Source organism: Hyphomicrobium sulfonivorans (assembly GCF_013306565.1).
GTDB classification, from domain to species: Bacteria; Pseudomonadota; Alphaproteobacteria; order Rhizobiales; family Hyphomicrobiaceae; genus Hyphomicrobium_A; species Hyphomicrobium_A sulfonivorans.
The window spans coordinates 104,597-124,687 of the sequence record NZ_PZPO01000006.1; the positions used below are offsets into that span (position 1 = coordinate 104,597).

At 62.8% G+C, this 20,091-nt stretch carries 16 protein-coding genes and 1 riboswitch; of the genes, 5 read left to right on the forward strand and 11 right to left on the reverse strand.

From position 1 onward, the window contains the following. Positions 1-46 precede the first annotated feature (46 nt). The 4 genes from C6Y62_RS13935 to C6Y62_RS13950 form a co-directional block, all read right to left on the reverse strand. Positions 47-1,162 carry an alkene reductase gene (locus tag C6Y62_RS13935; RefSeq protein ID WP_173954440.1) on the reverse strand — a complete coding sequence of 372 codons (1,116 nt, stop codon included), beginning with the start codon at positions 1,160-1,162 and terminating at the stop codon, positions 47-49. Between the two features lie 589 nt (positions 1,163-1,751). After that, on the reverse strand, positions 1,752-2,345 hold the full coding sequence (locus C6Y62_RS13940; RefSeq protein WP_173954441.1) for a mismatch-specific DNA-glycosylase: 594 nt from the start codon (positions 2,343-2,345) through the stop codon (positions 1,752-1,754). A 156-nt stretch (positions 2,346-2,501) separates the two neighbouring features. Further along, entirely contained in the window at positions 2,502-3,056 is a 555-nt protein-coding gene (locus tag C6Y62_RS13945; RefSeq protein ID WP_083509882.1) for a BPSL1445 family SYLF domain-containing lipoprotein, read from the reverse strand. Between the two features lie 119 nt (positions 3,057-3,175). Further along, the gene (locus C6Y62_RS13950; protein WP_173954442.1) at positions 3,176-3,598 is read right to left on the reverse strand and encodes a hypothetical protein; all 423 of its coding nucleotides are present in this window, start codon (positions 3,596-3,598) and stop codon (positions 3,176-3,178) included. A gap of 197 nt (positions 3,599-3,795) precedes the next feature. Here C6Y62_RS13950 and C6Y62_RS13955 point away from each other — a divergent pair, with 197 nt between their 5' ends. The 4 genes from C6Y62_RS13955 (at position 3,796) to C6Y62_RS13970 (ending at position 7,375) form a co-directional block, all read left to right on the forward strand. Next, on the forward strand, positions 3,796-5,418 hold the full coding sequence (locus tag C6Y62_RS13955) for an ABC-F family ATP-binding cassette domain-containing protein (protein WP_173954443.1): 1,623 nt from the start codon (positions 3,796-3,798) through the stop codon (positions 5,416-5,418). Between the two features lie 9 nt (positions 5,419-5,427). Continuing rightward, the gene (locus C6Y62_RS13960) at positions 5,428-5,643 is read left to right on the forward strand and encodes a toxin-antitoxin system YwqK family antitoxin (RefSeq protein WP_068465011.1); all 216 of its coding nucleotides are present in this window, start codon (positions 5,428-5,430) and stop codon (positions 5,641-5,643) included. 56 nt (positions 5,644-5,699) lie between these two features. Beyond that, complete coding sequence (locus C6Y62_RS13965) at positions 5,700-6,194, forward strand: PIN domain-containing protein (RefSeq protein WP_173954444.1); 495 nt, start codon at positions 5,700-5,702, stop codon at positions 6,192-6,194. Between the two features lie 236 nt (positions 6,195-6,430). After that, positions 6,431-7,375, forward strand: a complete 945-nt coding sequence (locus C6Y62_RS13970; protein ID WP_173954445.1) for a VHL beta domain-containing protein — start codon at positions 6,431-6,433, stop codon at positions 7,373-7,375. A 109-nt stretch (positions 7,376-7,484) separates the two neighbouring features. Here C6Y62_RS13970 and thiC read toward each other — a convergent pair whose 3' ends face one another. The 3 genes from thiC to C6Y62_RS13985 all read right to left on the reverse strand — a co-directional run bounded on the left by thiC (position 7,485) and on the right by C6Y62_RS13985 (position 12,210). Then, positions 7,485-9,368 (reverse strand): phosphomethylpyrimidine synthase ThiC, encoded by a 1,884-nt coding sequence (gene thiC / locus C6Y62_RS13975; protein ID WP_173954446.1) that lies wholly within the window; start codon positions 9,366-9,368, stop codon positions 7,485-7,487. Between the two features lie 4 nt (positions 9,369-9,372). Beyond that, entirely contained in the window at positions 9,373-10,089 is a 717-nt protein-coding gene (locus tag C6Y62_RS13980; protein ID WP_068465000.1) for a phosphodiester glycosidase family protein, read from the reverse strand. Positions 10,090-10,126: 37 nt separating this feature from the next. Beyond that, positions 10,127-10,237: riboswitch (TPP riboswitch) on the reverse strand. Between the two features lie 59 nt (positions 10,238-10,296). Next, positions 10,297-12,210, reverse strand: a complete 1,914-nt coding sequence (locus C6Y62_RS13985) for a DUF4332 domain-containing protein (RefSeq protein WP_173954448.1) — start codon at positions 12,208-12,210, stop codon at positions 10,297-10,299. A 165-nt stretch (positions 12,211-12,375) separates the two neighbouring features. On the opposite strand from C6Y62_RS13985, the gene C6Y62_RS13990 reads away from it, so the two are divergent. Beyond that, positions 12,376-12,783, forward strand: coding sequence for a DUF3592 domain-containing protein (locus C6Y62_RS13990; protein WP_173954449.1), 408 nt, complete (start codon positions 12,376-12,378; stop codon positions 12,781-12,783). Positions 12,784-12,903: 120 nt separating this feature from the next. On the opposite strand, the gene C6Y62_RS13995 is transcribed toward C6Y62_RS13990, so the two are convergent. The 4 genes from C6Y62_RS13995 to C6Y62_RS14010 are packed head-to-tail and all read right to left on the reverse strand — an operon-like array spanning position 12,904 to position 19,947. Then, positions 12,904-15,027, reverse strand: coding sequence for a hypothetical protein (locus C6Y62_RS13995; protein ID WP_173954450.1), 2,124 nt, complete (start codon positions 15,025-15,027; stop codon positions 12,904-12,906). Between the two features lie 7 nt (positions 15,028-15,034). Continuing rightward, positions 15,035-17,959: a DUF4159 domain-containing protein gene (locus tag C6Y62_RS14000; RefSeq protein ID WP_173954451.1), complete on the reverse strand. Its 2,925-nt coding sequence runs from the start codon at positions 17,957-17,959 to the stop codon at positions 15,035-15,037. After that, the gene (locus C6Y62_RS14005; RefSeq protein ID WP_173954452.1) at positions 17,956-18,945 is read right to left on the reverse strand and encodes a DUF58 domain-containing protein; all 990 of its coding nucleotides are present in this window, start codon (positions 18,943-18,945) and stop codon (positions 17,956-17,958) included. Before C6Y62_RS14005 ends, C6Y62_RS14000 begins: the two co-directional genes overlap by 4 nt. 3 nt (positions 18,946-18,948) lie before the next feature. Then, the gene (locus tag C6Y62_RS14010) at positions 18,949-19,947 is read right to left on the reverse strand and encodes an AAA family ATPase (protein WP_068464982.1); all 999 of its coding nucleotides are present in this window, start codon (positions 19,945-19,947) and stop codon (positions 18,949-18,951) included. Between the last annotated feature and the right edge of the window lie 144 nt (positions 19,948-20,091).

Consider the following 20,091-nt stretch of genomic DNA (forward strand, 5'->3'; position numbering starts at 1 on the left):
TAACCGGGCGGCGCGTCGGCGCCGCTCCGGTGTCGTCGGCGAGCGGTTACGCGGATGTCGGCGTCAATGCGGGATAGTCGATATAGCCGCGCTCTTCGCCGGCATAGAACGTGTTGGGATCTGCCTCCGCCAGCGGCGCGCCGGACCGCAGACGCTCGACCAGATCCGGATTGGAAATGAACGGCCGTCCGAAGCAGATGATGTCGGCGAGGTCTTCCTCACGTGCCTTGATGGCGAGTTCCAATGTGTAGTTATTGTTGGCCATGAAGAGGCCGTTGAACGCCCGGCGCAGTTTCTGCAGATCAAAGCCACCCGGCGGGTTTCTGTCGCCACCGGTATCGCCTTCGATGACGTGCAGATAGGCGAGATTGTATGGATTAAGCTCTTCAATGAGCGACAGATACAGCGGTTCTGGATCTGAATCGCCGATGTCGCCGAATTTGGTCAGCGGCGAAATGCGGATGCCGACGCGATCGCCGCCCCATACCTTTGTGACCGCATCCACCACCTCGCGCACGATGCGTGTCCGGTTTTCTATCGAGCCGCCATATTGATCGGTGCGCTTGTTGGTCTTGTCGGACAGAAACTGCTGCAGCAGATAGCCGTTCGCTGCGTGGATCTCGACTCCGTCAAAACCAGCTTCAAGCGCGCATTTGGCGGCATGGGCATAGTCCGCGACGATGCCGGCAATCTCGTCGGTTTTCAGCGCGCGCGGGGTGCCGATCGGCTTGAAGCCCTCGGCAGTGTAAGCCTGCTGATTTTCCGGCGCGACGGCGCTGGGCGCAACGGGGAGCTGCCCGCCCGGCTGAAGATCGGGATGCGATATACGCCCCACATGCCAGAGCTGCAGGAAGATGCGGCAGCCGTTGTCATGCACGGCCTTGGTGGTCAGCTTCCATCCAGCCACCTGCTCCGGCGACCAGATGCCCGGCGTGCGGATGTAGCCCTTGCCTTGCGGCGAAATATTCGTGGCCTCGCTGATGATGAGCCCGGCAGACGCGCGCTGGGCGTAGTGGATAGCCTGAAGCTCGCCGGGTACGCCGTCGTCGGTGGCGCGAGAGCGGGTCAGTGGCGCCATCGCAATCCGGTTGGCGAGCCGATACGGCCCCAGTTCGACAGGATCGAAGAGATCGGATCGCTGGTCCGCGCGCGTCTGAGACATCTGGGAAGCTCCTTAGGCCATGATCGCTTCGGAGCCTGATAGTCCCGAGGCGTGCATCATCGGTCTCATCAAATGTTAGAGCGCGTCGCGATTGGGATGAAAGGCGACCACGCTCTAAGGTGGGTGACCGACCATTTAGGAGCCCGAATGGAGAGCGGCAAGGGGCTGAGCTGGCTTGCGGATGCACGGCATTTAGGGGCGCGCCGAAGCGGATCGCGGGGGGGGGCAGCGGATCGCGGGCAGGTAGATTGCCGGTTCACGCGCCCCCTTGCTCTCAAAGCAGGTGCTCAATGGGGTGAAAACCGCGCCGTATTACGGCGCTAAAAAACAAAGAGGCCGCCCCGAGGGACGGCCTCCGTGAGACTTCGGCGGCGGGGCAGTATCGGCTGCTCCTGGCCGCTGCGCTTCAGGCGCTCACCAGAGGTAAATCCGGCTTGAACCCGAGCGACCACGACATCGCCGTCCTCAAGATCCCACTCGACATCGGATCACCTCCTTTCAATTGTTGAACCACGCTTGCAGGCTGCCACGCTTTTCGCCGTCTGCAAAGTTACGTTTTGGACATGCGGGCGTCTGTGCAACGTTTGCATCAGAAACGCCAGGGCCGGGTGTCGGCTATCCAGCTTGCGAGCTGATGCCACGGCTCGGCATTCCAGTAGCGGCGCGCTGAAGTCATTGTCGGCGGCAGCACGAAAATTTCGCAGCCGATGCCGTCACGCCGCTGTGGCTGCCGGCCGTACTGCAAGCGTGCAGGGCTGCGCTGCAGCCAGATGCTGGCGCTGTGCTTGCCGACAAATGCGCAGGCGCGCGGCCGGAATCGCAGCAGCTTGTCGTTGAATTGCGTTATGTCCCGGGCGCTGACTTTGGCTTTGCCGCTGGTGCCAGCATCACGATCGACGCTTGGAAGAAACAGAACGCCCATGCCGATCTCCGGCAGGCGACTGATCGTGTTCGCTGAATAACGTCGCGGGATAAGCCCGGCCTCGTGCGCTGTCGGCCAGAACCGATTGCCCGCATTGGCGAACATCGTCTCGGCGCCGTGCGGCTGTGAATTGAAGGGGCAGGCCAACACAAGGTCGAGTCCTGCACACAGAATATCAGGCGTCGCTGAGCCCGGTGCGCTGTCGCTGAACTGCGGTGCCGTGGCGCGATCCGGCACGGCGGGATCAGTGCTGAGGTCCATGCGTTTTCACGCGCCGAATCGGGATGGCCCACATCGGCTAATGATCGCTGGAGCGCGGCAGCCGGCAAGCGGTCACCACGCTATTTGCACTGAATGATTATGTTTAGCTGCGCCGCGCATTGGTAAAAATGCGCTTCGCCCGGTCCGGCGAACCGCCTAGCGCGGCCGGATGCGGCTGATCTTCGAGCCTTCCAGCGTCAGATTGTACATCAGGCCCTTCGGATCGAGCACGAAGCCGATAACCGGGCTGGTGATTTTGTTGGTGTCAATCGATCCGCCAATGCCGACGGTGATGACGGCAACCGAAGCATCCGCGCCAACCTTCCAGCCCTTGGTGCGGCGGAACTGCTGCAGCGCTTCCGGTGTCATGAACATGATGATGACGGAGCGCTCCTGCACGCCGAGCTGAAACCCGACCGAAGCTGAAACGGTGTTGAAGTAGTCGACCGTACGTCCGCCGATGCGCAGCGCGCCTTCGCCATATTCGCCACCGATTCCGAAGCCAGCCTTCACCACTGACGGGAACACCAGGATACCAACGGATTTGTGCGCCAGTTCCCGCGCGCCCCGCACGCTGTGAAAGAAGCGGTCCAGCGTGGCGTCGACATCGACATCGATTTCATGCGCCGACGCGGCCTTGGCCTGCGGAGCAAGGGCAGGGGAGGCAAGCAGAATGGCGGCTATGACCGCCCACATGATATTGCGCACCATCGGCGTTGATCCTTTTTTATTTCGAGTTTTGTGACGCCACTTCATGGCCAAATTTGCGTCGGCTGCACCACACCGGCTGAAACGCCGCAAACACAGTGGCGGTTGCAATCAATCGGAGGTTATTCTCCTGCGGCCTTGCGCGCGGCCATCATATCGAATGTGCGCCCAAGTCCCGCCAGCAGCGATCCCAGCCCGAACAGCACAATCACGACAATCTCCAGATAGCCTTCGACCCGCTCATTTTCGAGCATGTAGTCGGAAATGTCGGCGTCCGAGTTGCGATACTTGGCGAAGATTTCGTCGCGCCTTGCTTCCGTCCCGGCGATCACGTCCGGCGCGGCATTCATCTGCTGCAGTAACGTGATCTGGTTGGTAAAGCTCTCGCGCAACTGCACCTGGGCATTCTGCTGCGCGGTGAATGCCGCCAGCCGCCACTCGATCTGGCGCTTCATCGGTTCGAGATAGAACAGCTGCATGGCCGTTGAGCTCAGCAGCAGCAGGATGCCGAACAGCTCGCCGAGCTGATGGATTTTAAGGCGCATGGTTCCCCCGGAGTGCGGGGCAGTTGCCGCCGCGTCTTCGGCATTTTAGCGCCCCGCGAGGGCGGCGTTAAGTATCGTCGCAGGGGGCTCATCGCCCCGCAATTGCCGCATGCCCTTTCCCCGGGCCGCCGCATGGATTATGCGAAACCCAAACATTATGCGAAGCGCAAACGCTGATCCCAAGGGCCACGCCGCACATGATTCGTCTCGACAACATTACCAAGCAGAACGGCCATCAGATCGTGTTCATCGAGGCTTCGGCGGCGCTCAATCGGGGCGAGAAGATCGGTCTGGTGGGTCCGAACGGCGCCGGCAAGACCACGCTGTTCCGCATAATCGCGGGGCAGGAGCAGCCGGACGAGGGCCAGGTCTCCACCGACCGCGGCATCACCATCGGCTACTTCAGCCAGGACGTGGGCGAAATGTCCGGCCGCAGCGCTGTCGCTGAGGTGATGAACGGCGCAGGGCCGGTCAGCGAGCTGGCGGAGGAGCTGAAAGAGCTTGAGGCCGCAATGGCCGATCCCGACCGCGCCGATGAGATGGAGCAAATCATCGAGCGCTATGGCGACGTGCAGGGCCACTTCGAGGAACTGGGCGGCTACGCGCTTGAGAGCCGCGCGCGCGAAGTTCTGGGCGGCCTGTCGTTCACGCAGGAGATGATGGACGGCGATGTCGGCGCGCTTTCCGGCGGCTGGAAGATGCGTGTAGCGCTGGCGCGCATTCTGCTGATGCGGCCCGATGCAATGCTGCTCGACGAGCCGAGCAACCACTTGGATCTCGAAAGCCTCATCTGGCTGGAGCAGTTTCTGCAGAACTATGACGGCATGCTGCTGATGACCTCGCACGACCGTGAGTTCATGAATCGCATCGTCAGCAAAATCGTCGAGATCGACGGCGGTTCGTTGACATCCTATTCCGGCGATCACGAATTTTATGAGCAGCAGCGCGCGATCAGCGAGAAGCAGCAGCAGGCGCAGTTCGAGCGTCAGCAGGCGATGCTGGCCAAGGAGCTGAAGTTCATCGAGCGCTTCAAGGCGCGCGCATCGCACGCCGCGCAGGTGCAAAGCCGCGTCAAGCAGATCGCGAAGATCGAGCGCGTCGAGCCGCCGAAGCGCCGTCAGGCGGTCAAGTTTGAATTCCAGCAGGCGCCACGCTCGGGCGAAGATGTCGTTTCCATCAAGGGCGTCGACAAACGCTACGGTGCGCTCACGATCTATGACGGGCTCGACTTCCATGTGCGTCGGCGCGAACGCTGGTGCATTCTGGGCGTCAACGGCGCCGGTAAATCAACGCTGCTGAAGCTGGTGGCGGGAACATCGGAACCCGATAAAGGCAGCGTCAACATCGGCGCCAGCGTGAAGATGGGCTACTTCGCCCAGCACGCGATGGACCTGCTCGACGGCGAACGCACAGTGTTTGAAGAGCTGGAATACACCTTCCCGCAGGCAGGCACGGGCGCGCTGCGCACGCTTGCCGGTTGCTTCGGCTTCTCGGGTGACGATGTCGAGAAGCCGTGCCGCGTGCTGTCGGGCGGTGAGAAGGCGCGTCTGGTGATGGCGAAGATGCTGTACGATCCGCCCAATTTCCTCGTGCTCGACGAGCCCACCAACCATCTCGACATGGCAACCAAGGAAATGCTGATCGAGGCGCTGGCGAACTATGAAGGCGCGATGCTGCTGGTCTCGCATGATCGGCGCTTCCTGGCCGCGCTCACCAACCGCGTGCTGGAACTGACGCCGGAAGGCCCGCACGTCTACGGCGGCGGCTACACCGAATACGTCGAACGCACCGGCCAGGAAGCGCCGGGGCTGGCGCGGTAAGGAGTGACGATGTCGGAACGCAAGGAGCGCATCGACTACCACAAGAGCGGCAGGGTGAAAGCGCGTGGCACAATACGCGACGGCGAACTCGACGGATACTGGGAATGGTTCCGCACCGACGGTACCAAGCTGCGTTCCGGCCATTTTCAGATGGGCGCGCAGGTCGGCGAGTGGATTACGTACGACGCCAGCGGCAATCCCTACAAGGTTACGCATATAAAGTGACGTTGGAGACGAGTACGGTAGCACTCGGCTCGACGCATCCTTGGTCGATTGATCCCATGAACACCCGCCACTCCATCGACCCGCGCAATGCCAACATTGCGTGTGACGCAAACGCGCTCGACTACACGGGAGGCGTTGCCGATCTGCTGGTGGATCGTTTTCGCATCCTTTTGTCGGAAGGAAGACTTCGACTGGTCGTCGCTGCCGGTGTGCGAGATGAGGTGCAGAATCCGCGCACACCAACTTCAATTCAAGAGGCGATAGTCCCGCAGATATTCAACCTGAGGCCAAGGCTGACGCTCTCGCAGCAAGACAGCCGATTCAAAGTCCGGGTAATATTGCAGGGCAATGCAGCGCCCGGCAGGCACGCCGCCGACGCATTGCACATATCCGAAGCCTCCGAAGCGGGCTGCGCTTACTTCATAACGAACGACAAACGCATTCTCCGCAAGCGCGATGAGTTGGCGAGTGTTCTGCCGGCAACACTGGCCATCGCGGATCTGAACGAATTTTTCGAGATAGTAGATGCTTTTCAGAGCGGGGGACTGTGAGCGGTCCAGAGCGCGCGCTCATCTCTCAGATCACCTCTCGATCCCGCCTCAACATAAGCCGCCGCGCTGACCTTCGGGAGCAGGTGGACCGCGCTCTGCTCCGAGTCGCTGACTTCTCGCCCGCTTACCATGCCTAGATCTGCCCATCTGGCAGGCACCGTTTAGCGACGACAACAAACCATGCATTCGTTATACCAAATCCGGCGTAATGGCGCGCCGCGAGTTGGAGGATGCTAGTGACTGTCCGGTTTTCTGTATTTGTGTTCGCACCATTTCTCGCTGTTTCGGCGCTTGCCGGTCTCTCCTCAATAGCACCCTTCGGCGTGCCGCCAGCCATGGCGCAGGCATCGGATCCCGCAGAAACCTCAGCCTTCGCGCTAGCCAAAGAGTTGGGAACGGTTGACGCCTGGCATGCCTTCATCAACTCATTTCCTAGCGGCTTCCACGCCGATCTGGCGCGGGCCTACCTGAAGAAACTGGGTGACCAGCCGCAGGCAGCGACCGTTCAGGCAGCGCAAACAGTCCCTCCGTCAGCGCAAGCCGTTGGGCTCAAATGTACCGAGCGCAAGGCGATGCGGTCGCTAGACGCCGGGGTGAAGACGAAGATCACCTTCATAAATGCGTCCGGGTCTGACCGCCTGGTGAAGTGGATCGACTATGACGGCAAACTGCAAGACAACGGCCGGCTGAAGGTGGGCGAGCAGGTGACGATCGACACCTACCGAACGCACCCTTTTCTTATCGCGACACCATCAGGGGACTGTCTGCGGATTTTCCTGCCGGGGGACGAACGCGCGACCGTTGAGCTTGGCGCTGATTTGCAGCCCGCGGCTACAACCGCAAACGCACCCGGCCAGCCAGCCGCCGCTCGCGTAGCACAGGCAGTTCCCGCATCGGCACGGGCGGCTGAACGCAAATGTTCCGAGCGCAGGGGGTTGCGGTCAAAGAATTCCAATGAAGCGACCAAGATCACCTTCATCAACTCTGCCGGTTCGGATCGCATCCTGAAGTGGATCGATTTCAACGGCAAACTGCAAGACTACGGTCGGTTGAGCGCGGGCCATCAGGTGACGATCGACACGTACCGCACGCACCCGTGGGTGATTGAGACAGGCACCGGGAATTGCATGCAGGTTTTCCTTCCGGCGGCTCAACACGCGACGGTGGAACTTCGAAAATAACGCCGCAAACGCGGGGCACAGAAAGGTGCCCTGCTGCTCCGATCATCGTCGGTGCTAGCGAATTTCTCTGCATCTCCTCCACCTGAGATGCAGAGTTCGCGCGTGTTGGCTACGTTTGGTCTGGCGTCGCGGATGCGGCCTCGACATAAACCTCCGCGCCCATGTCACGAAATTTCTGGCTCATCTCGTCCATGCCGTCCTGCTGCTCATTCAGCTTGGCCGCGTAATCGCGCACCTGCTGCGTGATCTCCATCGAGCAGAACTTCGGCCCGCACATGGAGCAGAAGTGCGCCACCTTGTGCGCATCCTTCGGCAGCGTCTCGTCGTGATAGGCGCGCGCGGTGTCGGGATCCAAAGACAGGTTGAACTGATCTTCCCAGCGGAAATCGAAGCGCGCGCGCGACAGCGCATCGTCGCGCAACTGTGCCGCCGGATGGCCCTTGGCGAGATCAGCAGCATGGGCGGCGATCTTGTAGGTTATGACGCCCACCTTCACGTCGTCACGGTTGGGCAGGCCCAGATGCTCCTTCGGCGTCACGTAGCAGAGCATTGCGGTGCCGAACCAGCCGATCATCGCTGCGCCGATGCCGGACGTGATGTGATCGTAGCCTGGCGCGATGTCGGTGACGAGCGGCCCCAGCGTGTAGAACGGAGCTTCGCCGCATTCCTTGAGCTGCTTGGTCACGTTCACCTGTACCTTGTGCATCGGCACGTGACCGGGTCCCTCGATCATCACCTGACAGCCCTTGTCCCAGGCGATTTTCGTCAGCTCACCCAGCGTTTCCAGCTCGGCGAATTGCGCGCGGTCGTTCGCATCGGCGATGGAGCCGGGGCGGAGGCCGTCGCCGAGCGAGAACGACACGTCATAGCGGCGCATCAGGTCGCAGATCTCGTCGAAGCGCTCGTAGAGGAAGCTCTCGCGGTGATGCGCTAAGCACCACTTGGCCATGATGGAGCCGCCGCGCGAAACGATGCCGGTGACGCGATTTGCGGTCAGCGGGATGTAGCGCAGGCGCACGCCCGCATGGATGGTGAAATAATCGACGCCCTGTTCGCACTGCTCGATCAGCGTATCTTTGTACACTTCCCAATCGAGCTTCACCGGATCGCCGCCGACCTTCTCCAGCGCCTGATAGATCGGCACGGTGCCGATAGGCACGGGTGAGTTGCGCAAAATCCATTCGCGCGTGGTGTGGATGTTGCGGCCGGTGGAGAGGTCCATCACCGTGTCGGCGCCCCAGCGGATCGCCCACACCATCTTCTCCACCTCTTCCTCGACCGATGAGGTGACGGCGGAGTTGCCGATGTTGGCGTTGATCTTCACCAGGAAGTTGCGGCCGATGATCATCGGCTCCAGTTCGCCGTGATTGATGTTAGCCGGAATGATGGCACGGCCGCGCGCAATCTCATCGCGCACGAATTCCGGCGTGATGAAAGGCGGAATGGCGGCGCCAAAATTTTCGCCGTCATTCAGCGCGGCGTTGGCGCGCTCCAGCATCGCAGCACGGCCGAGGTTTTCGCGATGCGCAACGTAGGCCATCTCCTTGGTGATGATGCCCGCACGCGCATACTCAAGCTGCGTTAGTGCGGGCGGCCGGCTCCCCGCAGGGGAGTCGCCCGCACCAACAAAAGGCTTTGGTTTGTTGGGGAAGTCGCGTGCAGCGCGGGCGCCGGAAACGTGGCCGTTGTCTTCCGGCTTCACTTCGCGGCCGACATAGCGCTCAACGCCCCCGCGCTCGATAATCCACGCTTCGCGGTGGCGCGGCAGTCCGCGTTCCAGATCGATATTCGCGGCTTCGTCAGTGTAAGGCCCGGAAGGGTCGTAAACCCGCGCCGGCGCTTCGCCGCTCTTTTCCGCCAGTGCAATCTCGCGGAAGGGCACGCGCAGATCCGGGAACGCTTCCGGCGCGGAATAGACCTTGCGCGAGGCGGGCAGCGCTCCGGTCGTTACGTTGGGCAGGGTGAGCTCGGACTGGCGCGTCGGCTTGTTCATGGCTTCACCTATCGTTTTGCGATGGAATGGATACGCCTACGATCGGTCCCATCGGGAAGCCGAAGTCGTAGCGTCTGAGGTTGGGCGCGAAGAGACGGCTGATGGAGCCGTCGAGATAAAGTGCGTTCGGCGTCTTGAACACGTCGCGGAAGGCGCGGCCGAACTGGTGAAACGTCACCGCGTCGTCGCTGATGGCGAAGACCACGCGGTCGCCATCGACACCGACGCCGTTACGGCGATAGCGCGATGTGGCGTCCTTCAGAAAGCGGTGGTGCAGCTTGCCGTCGATGACCAGCATCGGGCCCGACTGCGTTGCGAAGCGCGGTTTGATTTTACTGCGGATGTATTGATCGGTTTCCAGCACACCCGCGCCGTCGTCGGTGATGAAGAACACACCGTTCGGCTTCAGGCTGAAGTTGCCCCAGCCGTTGGCGGTGGAAATGCGCTGCACCTCGCGCCCGTTCTCGACATAGAGGCCTACGGGTGAGCGGTCGTCGTGATACATGCCAGCGTTCATTGCGAAAACGAGCTGACGTCCACGCGCGGCTAGTGTTTTGCGCACACGGTCGAACTGGCCGATGTTGGCGCCCGCGTCATCGCGCAAAAAAAGCTCGATGCTGTCGCTGGCCTTGAATTCGCACACGACATAGCGCGCGCCTTCAATCTGCGTGCGTTGGCACGCAGCGTGCGCGGATGCAGTGCCGGAGACCAGCCCCAGCATGGCGGATAGATATAGGAAAAGCGCTTTCGCGCGCGGTGCGCCTGTCATATTCCGTCCCTTCGCCGGTGCTAACCGGATCAGGTTCTAAGGGTGCTCGCGCACGATGCGCAATCTCAGCCGGTTACCTCCGGCGCCCCTCGGAACGTCTCTAATGTGCGATGTCTCGCTTGAGGATGCAACCCTTGCCCGCGCACCTCTCCACGGGATTTAAGCCGCGTCGCGCGTAGCGGCGGCGGCTCTCACCCAACCGATGATCTTCTCGCGGGCCGGTGGCTCTCCCTGGCGCAGCAACCGCTGCCCTTCTGTGCTGGCCGCATATTTGAGCACGGCGGCGCAAACCGCGTCATCATTGGCGGCGGCGATTGTGTCGGCGCAGGTATATCCCGCGCCGGTCAGCAATTGCGCATGGGTGCCGCGCAGTCCGGGCACGTCCATCACCAGCTGCGCCTGCTGCTGCCAAAGCACAAATGTGTCAGGGCGAATGCCGATGTTCTTCAGCTTTTTCGCCAGTTTTTCTGCATCGGCAGCGATCAGATCGGCGACGAAGAAGATGTCCACCTTGGCGAGGCGATCCGCCGTCTTCGGGCCGATTGAAGGACCGGCAGCGACATCATCTGAAGGCTTGAGATAAAAACGCGGCTGTGCCGCCTCGCGCGGTTTGTCGGAGTTTTCCCCCGTGTGACGCGGCTGCGTATCATTGGCGGGCGCAGGCGCCGCCTTGTCGGGATTGGCGGGAGCTTCGGTGGAGCCAAGGTTTGCCATGCGCGCAATGAGCGACGCAGGTGCCGCGACCGCCGGAACAGGATTTGATTGCGTTGACGAGGTGGGTGCCGGTGCGATGGGTGCCGGTTGAGGTGGTGATGTTGTCGAAGCTGCCGTCGCCATCGGAGCAGGCGCCGCTGCCGAAGTCGCGCCTGTCGGAGCGGGCTGAGGGGCGGGAGCGGTTGCAGCTTTCTGATACGCGGATGGCGGTGCTGAGGCGGCAACCGCTTGCGGAGCATCAAGCGCGCTAGCCGCAACTGTTGCTGCGGGTGCCGACTTTTGCGGCGCTGCTTGCACAGACCGCGTCGCACTAGTGCTAGCACTAGCGCTAGCACGAGCACCAGTACTAGCGATTGTTACGGCCGCGACCGTTGCCGATGTTGCCGGCCCAACATCCACCGCTGCAATTCTGCTCGCGCGCTGGGCCGCCAGCTCCTTCTGGCGCGGCGCTTCAACCTCGACAGCGTGCAGATCGCGCACGACGCGGTCATCTTCGGGCAGCGTTGCCTCAACACGGCCGGTGGTTTGCAGTTCGTCGTACATGGCCAGAACGGCAGCGCGGTCCGCTGCATCGGCCAGCTTTTTCTGCACCCATTTGGCCGGGATCTGCAGCGTTGCGACAAACGTTTCTGCCGTCAGCGAAACATCCGGCGGCGTTGCGCCGCTTTCCGCGAATGCGCGGTCGAGAATGCGCGCAAATCCGGCGGCCGCATAAACGATCAGATCGCCGACGAGCTTCTGCGCAACGCTATCCAGACCCGCGCGCGGATCAGCGCTACCGCGATGAATGTCATAGTGACCGATCAGGCGCTCATACTGTTTGTTGGAAAGATCCGCGCCGTTGCACACCATTTCCTTCAGCCAGTTCGGGCCTTGTGGCACCGGAACGTCCGCTGGCTGCGCCGCGCTGCGCTGGCGGCCGAGCTTGGCTAGATCGTCATACGAGCGATTGATGCTCCACTCGCAGGCGCGGTGGATGACGTTTTCCGCTTCCGTCTGGCCGGTATGAAATGGATGGATCGGATCGGTGTAATAGTGGCTCAGCACGCCAGCGGAATATACGGCCTGTTCCCACTGTTCCGCGCGCAGTTCTGCGATCAGCTTGCCATACCATTCCGCTGCCTTTTCGGGCGCACCACCCCAATATTTGTCGCGCACGTGCAGTACGTGGTTCTTGAAATCCTTGAAGGTGTTGTCCGGGGCCTTGGAGCCTTCGAGAAACTTCGGCGCGTGCTTCAGAAACAGGTTTTGCCAGCGGTCGGCATCCGGCGCGCGCAACAGCGGCAGCGCGTCGAGCGCCAGCTTGTGGTGTGTGCCGTTGGCGTGGGCCGCATAGACGATGCGATAAAGAAGGCTCATGCCCTGTGCTCCCGCAGACAAACTTTGAGTTTGCGCCGACGCTAGGCGAGTCGCCCCATTGGGCAAACGTGCGCCGCACTGTTGCTGCAACTTGGGCGTGGATGAATGGCGCCGACATGGATGGAGACGGCAACTTTGCGAGCGGAATCTAAAAGGCGCGTCGGAATGCCGGTCGCCATTGCGCTGTTCGCATCAATGCTGGCCGTCTGGTATGGCCACACCTACTGGCTGATCGTCGCCGATGAGGGCTCGGCGAAAGCGCTATCGGTTACGCCTGAGAGTGAGCCCAAACTCGGCAGGATCATTGTCGGCGATCGCGAGCGATATTTCGCGCGCTACAGCTTCCGGGATGGGGACGGGCGCCTGTACACCGCGCGACAAGCCATCAGCCACAGCCGCTTTGAAGCGCTGTCACAGGGCGACGCGTGGCTCACAGTATATTACAGCCGCGCGCGTCCCGAAGTGAGTGCCATCGATTTGCAGGCGGTGCAGCAGTTGGCGGTCATTCTGGCCGCGATAGCGGCATTGGCGTGGATCTGGGTGATTGTCAGGTTGGCGCGGGCAACACGATAATTCATCTCTGTCGCCAAAGGCGGCAAGGGGCCAACGGCCCCCGGCGCGAGCGCCGGCTCACAGCCGGCACCACCCTCACCGCACGCAAAGCCTCTCGACATCTTTGTCAGTTCTAAAAATCTATTTCCCCTCGCGCCACCAGGCCAGCGAGATCAGCAGCAGCAGCGCGGCAAGCGCACCGAAGCCGGTGAACATCGGCGTCAGCTTTACGCCGCGGGTAACGAACGCTTCGCGGTCCTTCAGGCCCAGCCAGCCCGATCCGGCCAGCACCTTCGCACCGGACAGCATCGATACGCGCGGCACTGCAACCGATGCCGGATCGGCGCGCGTCGCCTCGGCCGACGTGCTGGTCCAGAATGCGCCGCCGCCGGTCGCTTCGTTGATGGGCGACAGCTTGGCGTCCGTTGCCGTCACTTCGCTCATCTCGATCGGATCGTCGATGCCGGCGTGCGCAACAGCCTGCAGCTCACCCTCCGGACCCATCGTCTGGGCCTTGTAGAGGCCGGGGACTTTCACATCGATGGTTGCGCGCCACACGCCGTTGCCTTCCGGCTGCAGCGTCACCTGCGATGTGTCGCCGCCGGGCGCCGACAGCGTGATCGGCTCAACCTTTTCTTCCATCGAGCGGCGCTCAAGCGTCAGCTTCAGGCCGCGCGCGCTGGCGATCAGACGTTCCTCTTCAAGGTCGGGCTCTTTCATCAGCCAGTGCGAAAGACGACGCAGCAGATCGCTGTGCGGACCACCGCCGTCATAGCCGCGCGCCCACAGCCACGCCTGATCGGACGTGAGCAGCGCAACGCGGCCCTTGCCCTTGTGATCGAGGATCAGCAGCGGCTCTTTTTGTACGCCATGCATCAGCGTGCGGCCCTGATCCGGCTGCACCTCGACCTGGCGGAACCAGCGGCCCCAGCTCGGCTGGCCGTTGATCGGCCCGGCTCCGGTCAGCCCCTGCGTAACCGGATGCTTGCGGCCGTCTTCGGTCAGCTTGGCCTTGAACGGTTCCTGCAATACGCGCCCCGTGGGCACTGCGGGCAGAACCGGCGACAGCGGCGTGCGGAACAGCGACAGGTTACTGGCATAGTCATCGCCAGCGGCAACCAGCAGCGCGCCGCCGTGCTCGGTCACATAGCGCGCGATGTTGTCATAGTACGGCAGCTGCAACAGCCCGCGATGCTGATAACGGTCGAAGATGATCAGATCGAAATCGTTGATCTTCTCCGAGAACAGCTCACGCGTCGGGAATGCGATCAGCGACAGCTGGTTGATCGGCGTACCGTCATGCTTCTCCGGCGGACGCAGAATGGTGAAATGCACCAGATCGACGGCGGCATCCGACTTCAGCAGGTTGCGCCATGTGCGCTCGCCCGCGTGCGGTTCGCCCGATACCAGCAGCACGCGCAGGTTCTCGCGTACGCCCTCGGCGGCCACCACGGCGCGGTTGTTTGCGGGCGTCAGTTCGCCGGGCGCGGTCGGCAGGTCAACTTCGAGGATGTTCTGCCCGGCGTGCGGGAATGGCATCTCGATCTTCACCGGCCGGTCCACCGTCGTCACAACGGTTTCATCCTCGCGGCCTTCGCGGCGGATGGTGAGGGAGAGCGGTTCGGCGGCGTGGGCCTTGCGGCCCGATTCGCGCACCACAACTTCGATCTCGCGCGACTGGCCGACAATGCCGTAACGCGGCGCAGACAGGATCTGTATGCGGCGGTCAAATTCATCCGGCGCGCCGGTCACAAGCGCATGCACGGGCGCATCGAAGCCGAGCGCTTCTGCGGATTTGGGCACGTCATGCACCTGACCGTCGGTCAGCATGATAACGCCCGCCAGACGATCCGGCGGCGTATCGGCGAGGGCCTTGTTCAAATCGCCAAACAGATGCGTGCCCGGCGTAGTTGTCTGATCGGGGCGCGATGCCGCCACCCACTTGATTTCAAGGTTCGGAATTTTGCCGAGCTTGGCTTCCAGGTTTTCGCGCACAGCCGCTGTCTGCTCGGCGCGCTTGCCCAGCGTCTGGCTGGCGCTTTCGTCGACAACAACAATGGCGATGTTGGCGAGGCTCTCGCGCTGCTCTTCGCGCAGGATCGGATTGGCGAGCGCGGCAAGCACGGCGGCGATTGCAGCAGCACGCAGCAACGCGCCGCGTGATCCGCGATAGATGAGATATCCGATCAGCAGCGCCGCCAGCACGCCGGCAGCCCAGAAGAACGGCGTCGGCAGCATCGGAGCAAAATCAATCGACCAGTTCATGGCTGCCTCACTGTCCCAGCCGTTCCAGCAGCGCCGGCACGTGCACCTGATCGGCCTTGTAGTTGCCGGTCAGCGCATGCATCACGATGTTGACGCCGGTGCGGAAAGCCATTTCGCGCTGGTTCTCGCCGCCGCCAACGGTGGGATAAAGCGGGCGGCCGCTTTCATCGAGTGCCCATGCCGAAGCCAGATCGTTGGCCGTCACGATGATGGATGTGACACCATCGGAAATGCGCGCGCGGCGGCTCGGGCCGTCATCGTTGTCGAGCGCTTCAACCCAGAGCTGACCGCCATCCCAGCGACCCGGGAAGTTGCGCAGCAGATAGAACGCCTTCGTCAGCACGTGGTTTTCAGGCACCGGCTCCAGCCTGGGCATATCCAGCTTGCCGGTAATGCGCTTCAGCGCCGCTTCACTCGGGCCACCCGTTCCGGTCAGCCCCAGACCGTAATCGCGCGTGTCGAAAACGATCAGCCCGCCTTGTTTCATGTAGGCGTCGATCTTGGCCAGCACGTCCTCGGGCAGCGCCTGCGCATCGGGCAGCACCGGCCAGTAGATCACCGGATAAAATGCGATCTCGTCGGTGAGAATGTTGATGCCCAGCGGTCGGCCCGGCTCGATGGCGGTGCGCACGGAAAGCAGACGCCCGAGACCGTCGAGGCCGACGCGGCTGATCTCGTCAACTTCAGCGTTGCCTGTCAGCACATAGCCGAGCGTCACCTTGGCGGTGGCTTCGATCGCGCGTTCGTCAGTTGCCTGATTGACTGACGGGTTCTGCGGTCGCGGCACCGCCGCGGCACCCGGTGAAGCACCGGATGTTTGCGCGAACGCCTGCGGCGGCACGACCGTCAGCATCGCTCCGGCACCAATAATCGCGAGCGCGAGTGCCGCTGCAGCGGGGCGTTGCGTGCGACGTCGGAAACCGCCGAAGCCACCGGCGCGCAACAGGATCACGGCGATCATGTCGGCAAACAACAGGCCCAGAGCCGCAAGCAGCAGCCATGGCTTGAGCGGTTGTGAACTTTCACTGGAATAGTTCAAGCGGTCGGTTCCGGAAGGTAGCGGCGGCAACGGTGCAAGCGAACTGTCGGCGTGCAGAACGTTGATGGCGCGCGGAGCATTTCCCGCACCGTAGTAACCGGGCGGATGGTCCAGAGTAGGCACCAGATCGTGCGCCTTTTCGGCAGCCACAGGCTGCGCGGTTGGCGGTGGCGGGCCAAGCACGCCATAGCCGTTCAACGTTTGCAGTGGCGGCAGCACGGCCGGCATGTCGGCGGCGGTGGCGACAGCGTTATCGGCGGCAACCGACCCGCCGGCATCGCCTGAAGCAACGCTGGTGCCAAGCGCTGCAATACGGCGCAGCATTTCAACGAACAGCCCCGACAGCGGCAGGTTGGACCAGTCGGTGTTGGCGGTGACGTGGAACAGAATGATGCGGCCTTGTCCAAGCTTGCGCTCGGTGACGAGCGGTGTGCCATCCTCCAGCCGCGCCCACACCTGCACGTCGGGCCCCAGCATCGCAGGGTCGGCCAGCACCTGACGGTTGACGGTAACTTCCGGCGGCACGGTCAGTCCGGCAAACGGGCTCTGATTTTCAATCGGGCCGAGCTTTTGCGGCGTCGACCATGACAGCGCGCCGCCGAGTGTGCGGCCGCCAAGCCGAAGCGGCACCGGCAGCAGCTCATCGCCGCCGTTCTCAAGCCGAGGCCCGGCAAAGCGCACCAGCACGCCACCTTTCTCAACCCAGTCGGCAACGTGATGGGCAGCGTCGCCGGAAAGCGTACCGATGTCGGCCAGCATCAGCACGCTGGCGTTCTGTGACAGTGCTTCCTGGATGCCGGCGACCAGATTGGAGCCCTTCGGCCGGATCAGTTCAGCCGAGGGGGCGAGCGCCTTCTCGATGTAATACAGCGGCGCCAGCAGTGGCTGAGCCTGTTCGCGGCTCTCGCCGGAAATCAGCGCCACGCGATGCCATTGCGAGCGCGCGTCGATCAGGCTGACGGCACCGGCCGCCCGCTCGCCCGCGATTTCCACGCGGCCAATCTGGTTGCGCAGTTCAAGCGGCAGATCGAACGGCACGACAAGCTCGGTCTGGCCCGGCAAAAATCTGAAGCTTGCTTCGGCCAGACTTTGCCCGCGCGTTGAGATGGCGTGCACAAAGCCATCGCGTGTGCCGTCGCCGTTGGGACGCAGAATGCGTGCTTCGAGCCGACCGCTTTGAATGCCAATGCCAGCGTTGAGCCCAAGCGGCTCACGATTGCCGCCGTCCTCAACAACTGCCAGCGTGCCATCGGTGGCCAGTTCGCGCAGCTTTGCGGCTGCGGCGGCTGCATTGCCGTCGTGATCGATGTCGTCGCTCAGCCATACAACGCTGGTGCCGCCAGCCGCGCCTTCCACCGCTGCGGCCAGCGTATTTGCAGCCGCCAGACGATCCGGCGCAAACGGTTGCGGCATCAGCGCGGCTGCGGTCGACCGGGCATCGGACGGTGCTTCAATCTGAGCTGTTGCGCCTTTCGACGTCGGAGCTGTCGGCACAATCACAACCGCGCGGCTTTGCCCCTCAGCATCGGTGATGAGGCGGTCGATCATGCGCTTGCGCTGATCCCAGTGCGCGGCCGAAGACCAGCCGTTATCAACCACAATGGCGATCGGACCGGTGCCCTTCAGCGCCGCTTCACGCGTGGGGTTCATCACCGGATCGGCCAGCGCGAAAATGAACAGCGCTGCTGCAAGCAGACGGATAAGCGTCAGCCACCAGGGCGATGCCGCCGGCGTTTTGTCCTTGTTCTCAAGTCCGACAAGAATGCGCGTCGGCGGGAATGTCACCTGCCGCGGGCTGGGCGGAACGGTGCGCAGCAGCCAGTAGATGATCGGCAGGGCAGCCAGCGAAGCCAGCAACCACGGACTGAGAAACGTCAGCGCGCCAAGGCTCATCGATTTGCCTCCGGCTGCTGTAGATGCTCTGCGGTCGCGCTTTCCTGCGACTGCCAGCGATGATCGGCGCCGCTGCCCTGCATACGCATGATGAGCGACAGCAACGGCTCGGTGGGCGAATGGTCAGTGTGGTGCACCAGGAACGACCAGCCCATCCGTTGCGCCAGCTCACGCACTTCCGCGCGGTGAGCGGCGATACGCTCCTGATAGCGCGCGCGCAATGTCTGGACGCGGTCCGCCACCCATCGTTGGCCGCCATCGGGGCTGAGGAATTCTGTGCGCCCGTCATAGGGCAGTGTTTCTTCTGCTGGATCGACGATCTCGATCAGGTGGCCGACGGCGCCATCGGCGGCCAGTGCTTCGATATGAGTGCGTGTGCGTTCGATGGGATCGAGAAAATCGCTGACGATCACCGCGCCGGAAAACCGCGCCAGTGTCACCTTCGGCGGCTGCGTGGCCTGTTGCGCTTCGCTGCCTTCATGCGCCAGCACCGCTTCGGCCATGCGCGTCGTCGCCTTGCGGCTGGCGCTGGGTGGGGTCAGGCCCAGCAGCGAAACCCGCTCGCCGCCGCGCACCAGCAGTTCGGCAGCAGCCAGCGTTATCAGCAGAGCCCGGTCGCGCTTCGTCACCGGCGCCAGATGGCTGCGGAAATCCATCGACGGCGACAGATCGCACCACAGCGACACGGTATGCGCCGCCTCCCACTCGCGCTCGCGCACAAACAGATGATCGGAGCTTGCCGAGCGCCGCCAATCGATCTGGCGCAGCGTGTCGCTCGATTGAAACTGCCGGAACTGCCAGAACGTTTCGCCCGGCCCGGAGCGCCGCCGACCGTGCAGGCCGTGCGCAACCGTATGCGCGATGCGTTGCGCGTTGATCAGTATCTCCGGCAGGCGGTCGGCCAGCGTATGGGCTTCGCGCTCAAGGGTAAGCACCCCAGCACCGGCATTGGCTGCGGCCTGACGGGCTTGCGTGGCATCCGCCATGCGTTACTCCACCGCCGCCGCGAGCTGCGCAATGATGCTGCCGAGATCCTTGCCTTCTGCGCGTGCCGCGAACGTCAGCGCCATGCGGTGTTTCAGGATCGGATCGGCCAGCGCGACGACGTCATCGACTGACGGTGCAAGGCGTCCATCGATCAGCGCCTTGGCGCGCACGGCAAGCATGAACGCCTGGCTGGCGCGCGGGCCGGGGCCCCAGGCCACATAGCGATCGGTTTGCTCGTTGGCGCCAGTACCGGGACGCGCCGAACGTACAAGCTTCAAGATCGCATCGACGACCTTGTCCGGCACAGGGATTTGACGCACGAGGCGCTGGATGCTCATCAGCTCCGGCCCGGACAGCACGGACTCAAGCTGCCGGTCGTCGGTGCCGGTGGTGGCGAACAGCATGCGCCGCTCGGCCAGCAGATCGGGATAGGTCACGTCGATCTGCAGCAGGAAGCGGTCGAGCTGCGCTTCGGGCAGCGGATAGGTGCCTTCGTGCTCCAGCGGATTCTGCGTCGCCAGCACGTGGAACGGCGAGGGGATGTCATGGCGCACACCGGCGACGGTGACGTGATGCTCCTGCATCGCCTGCAGCAGTGCCGACTGCGTGCGCGGCGATGCGCGGTTGATTTCGTCGGCCATCAGCAGCTGCGTGAAGATCGGGCCCTTCACCAGCCGGAACGAGCGCGCCTTGCCGGGAATGTCTTCCAGCACTTCCGAGCCGATGATGTCGGATGGCATCAGGTCGGGGGTGAACTGCACGCGCTTGGCGTCCAGCCCGAGCACGCGGCCCAGCGTTTCGACCAGCAGCGTCTTGGCAAGACCGGGCACGCCGATCAGCAGGCCATGACCACCGGAGAGGATTGTAACCAGCGTCCGTTCAATGACGACATCCTGGCCGAAAATCACGGATGCGGCCGCCTTGTGTGCGCGCTGAACGCGCTCCGAGGCCGCCTCTAGGCGTGGAACAATGTCGGCCTGCGTGTCGGTGACGGTGCTCATGGCGATTGGCTCGCTTGTCGGTCTAGAGTTGTGCTGTTCGGCGTATGGCGGTGGTTCGTGCCGTATCGCTGCTGACGCGAAGCTGTTGATGGTGGGATCTTAACAGGATTTACCAGCTACGACGATTGAGGCGGCCATGCCGTG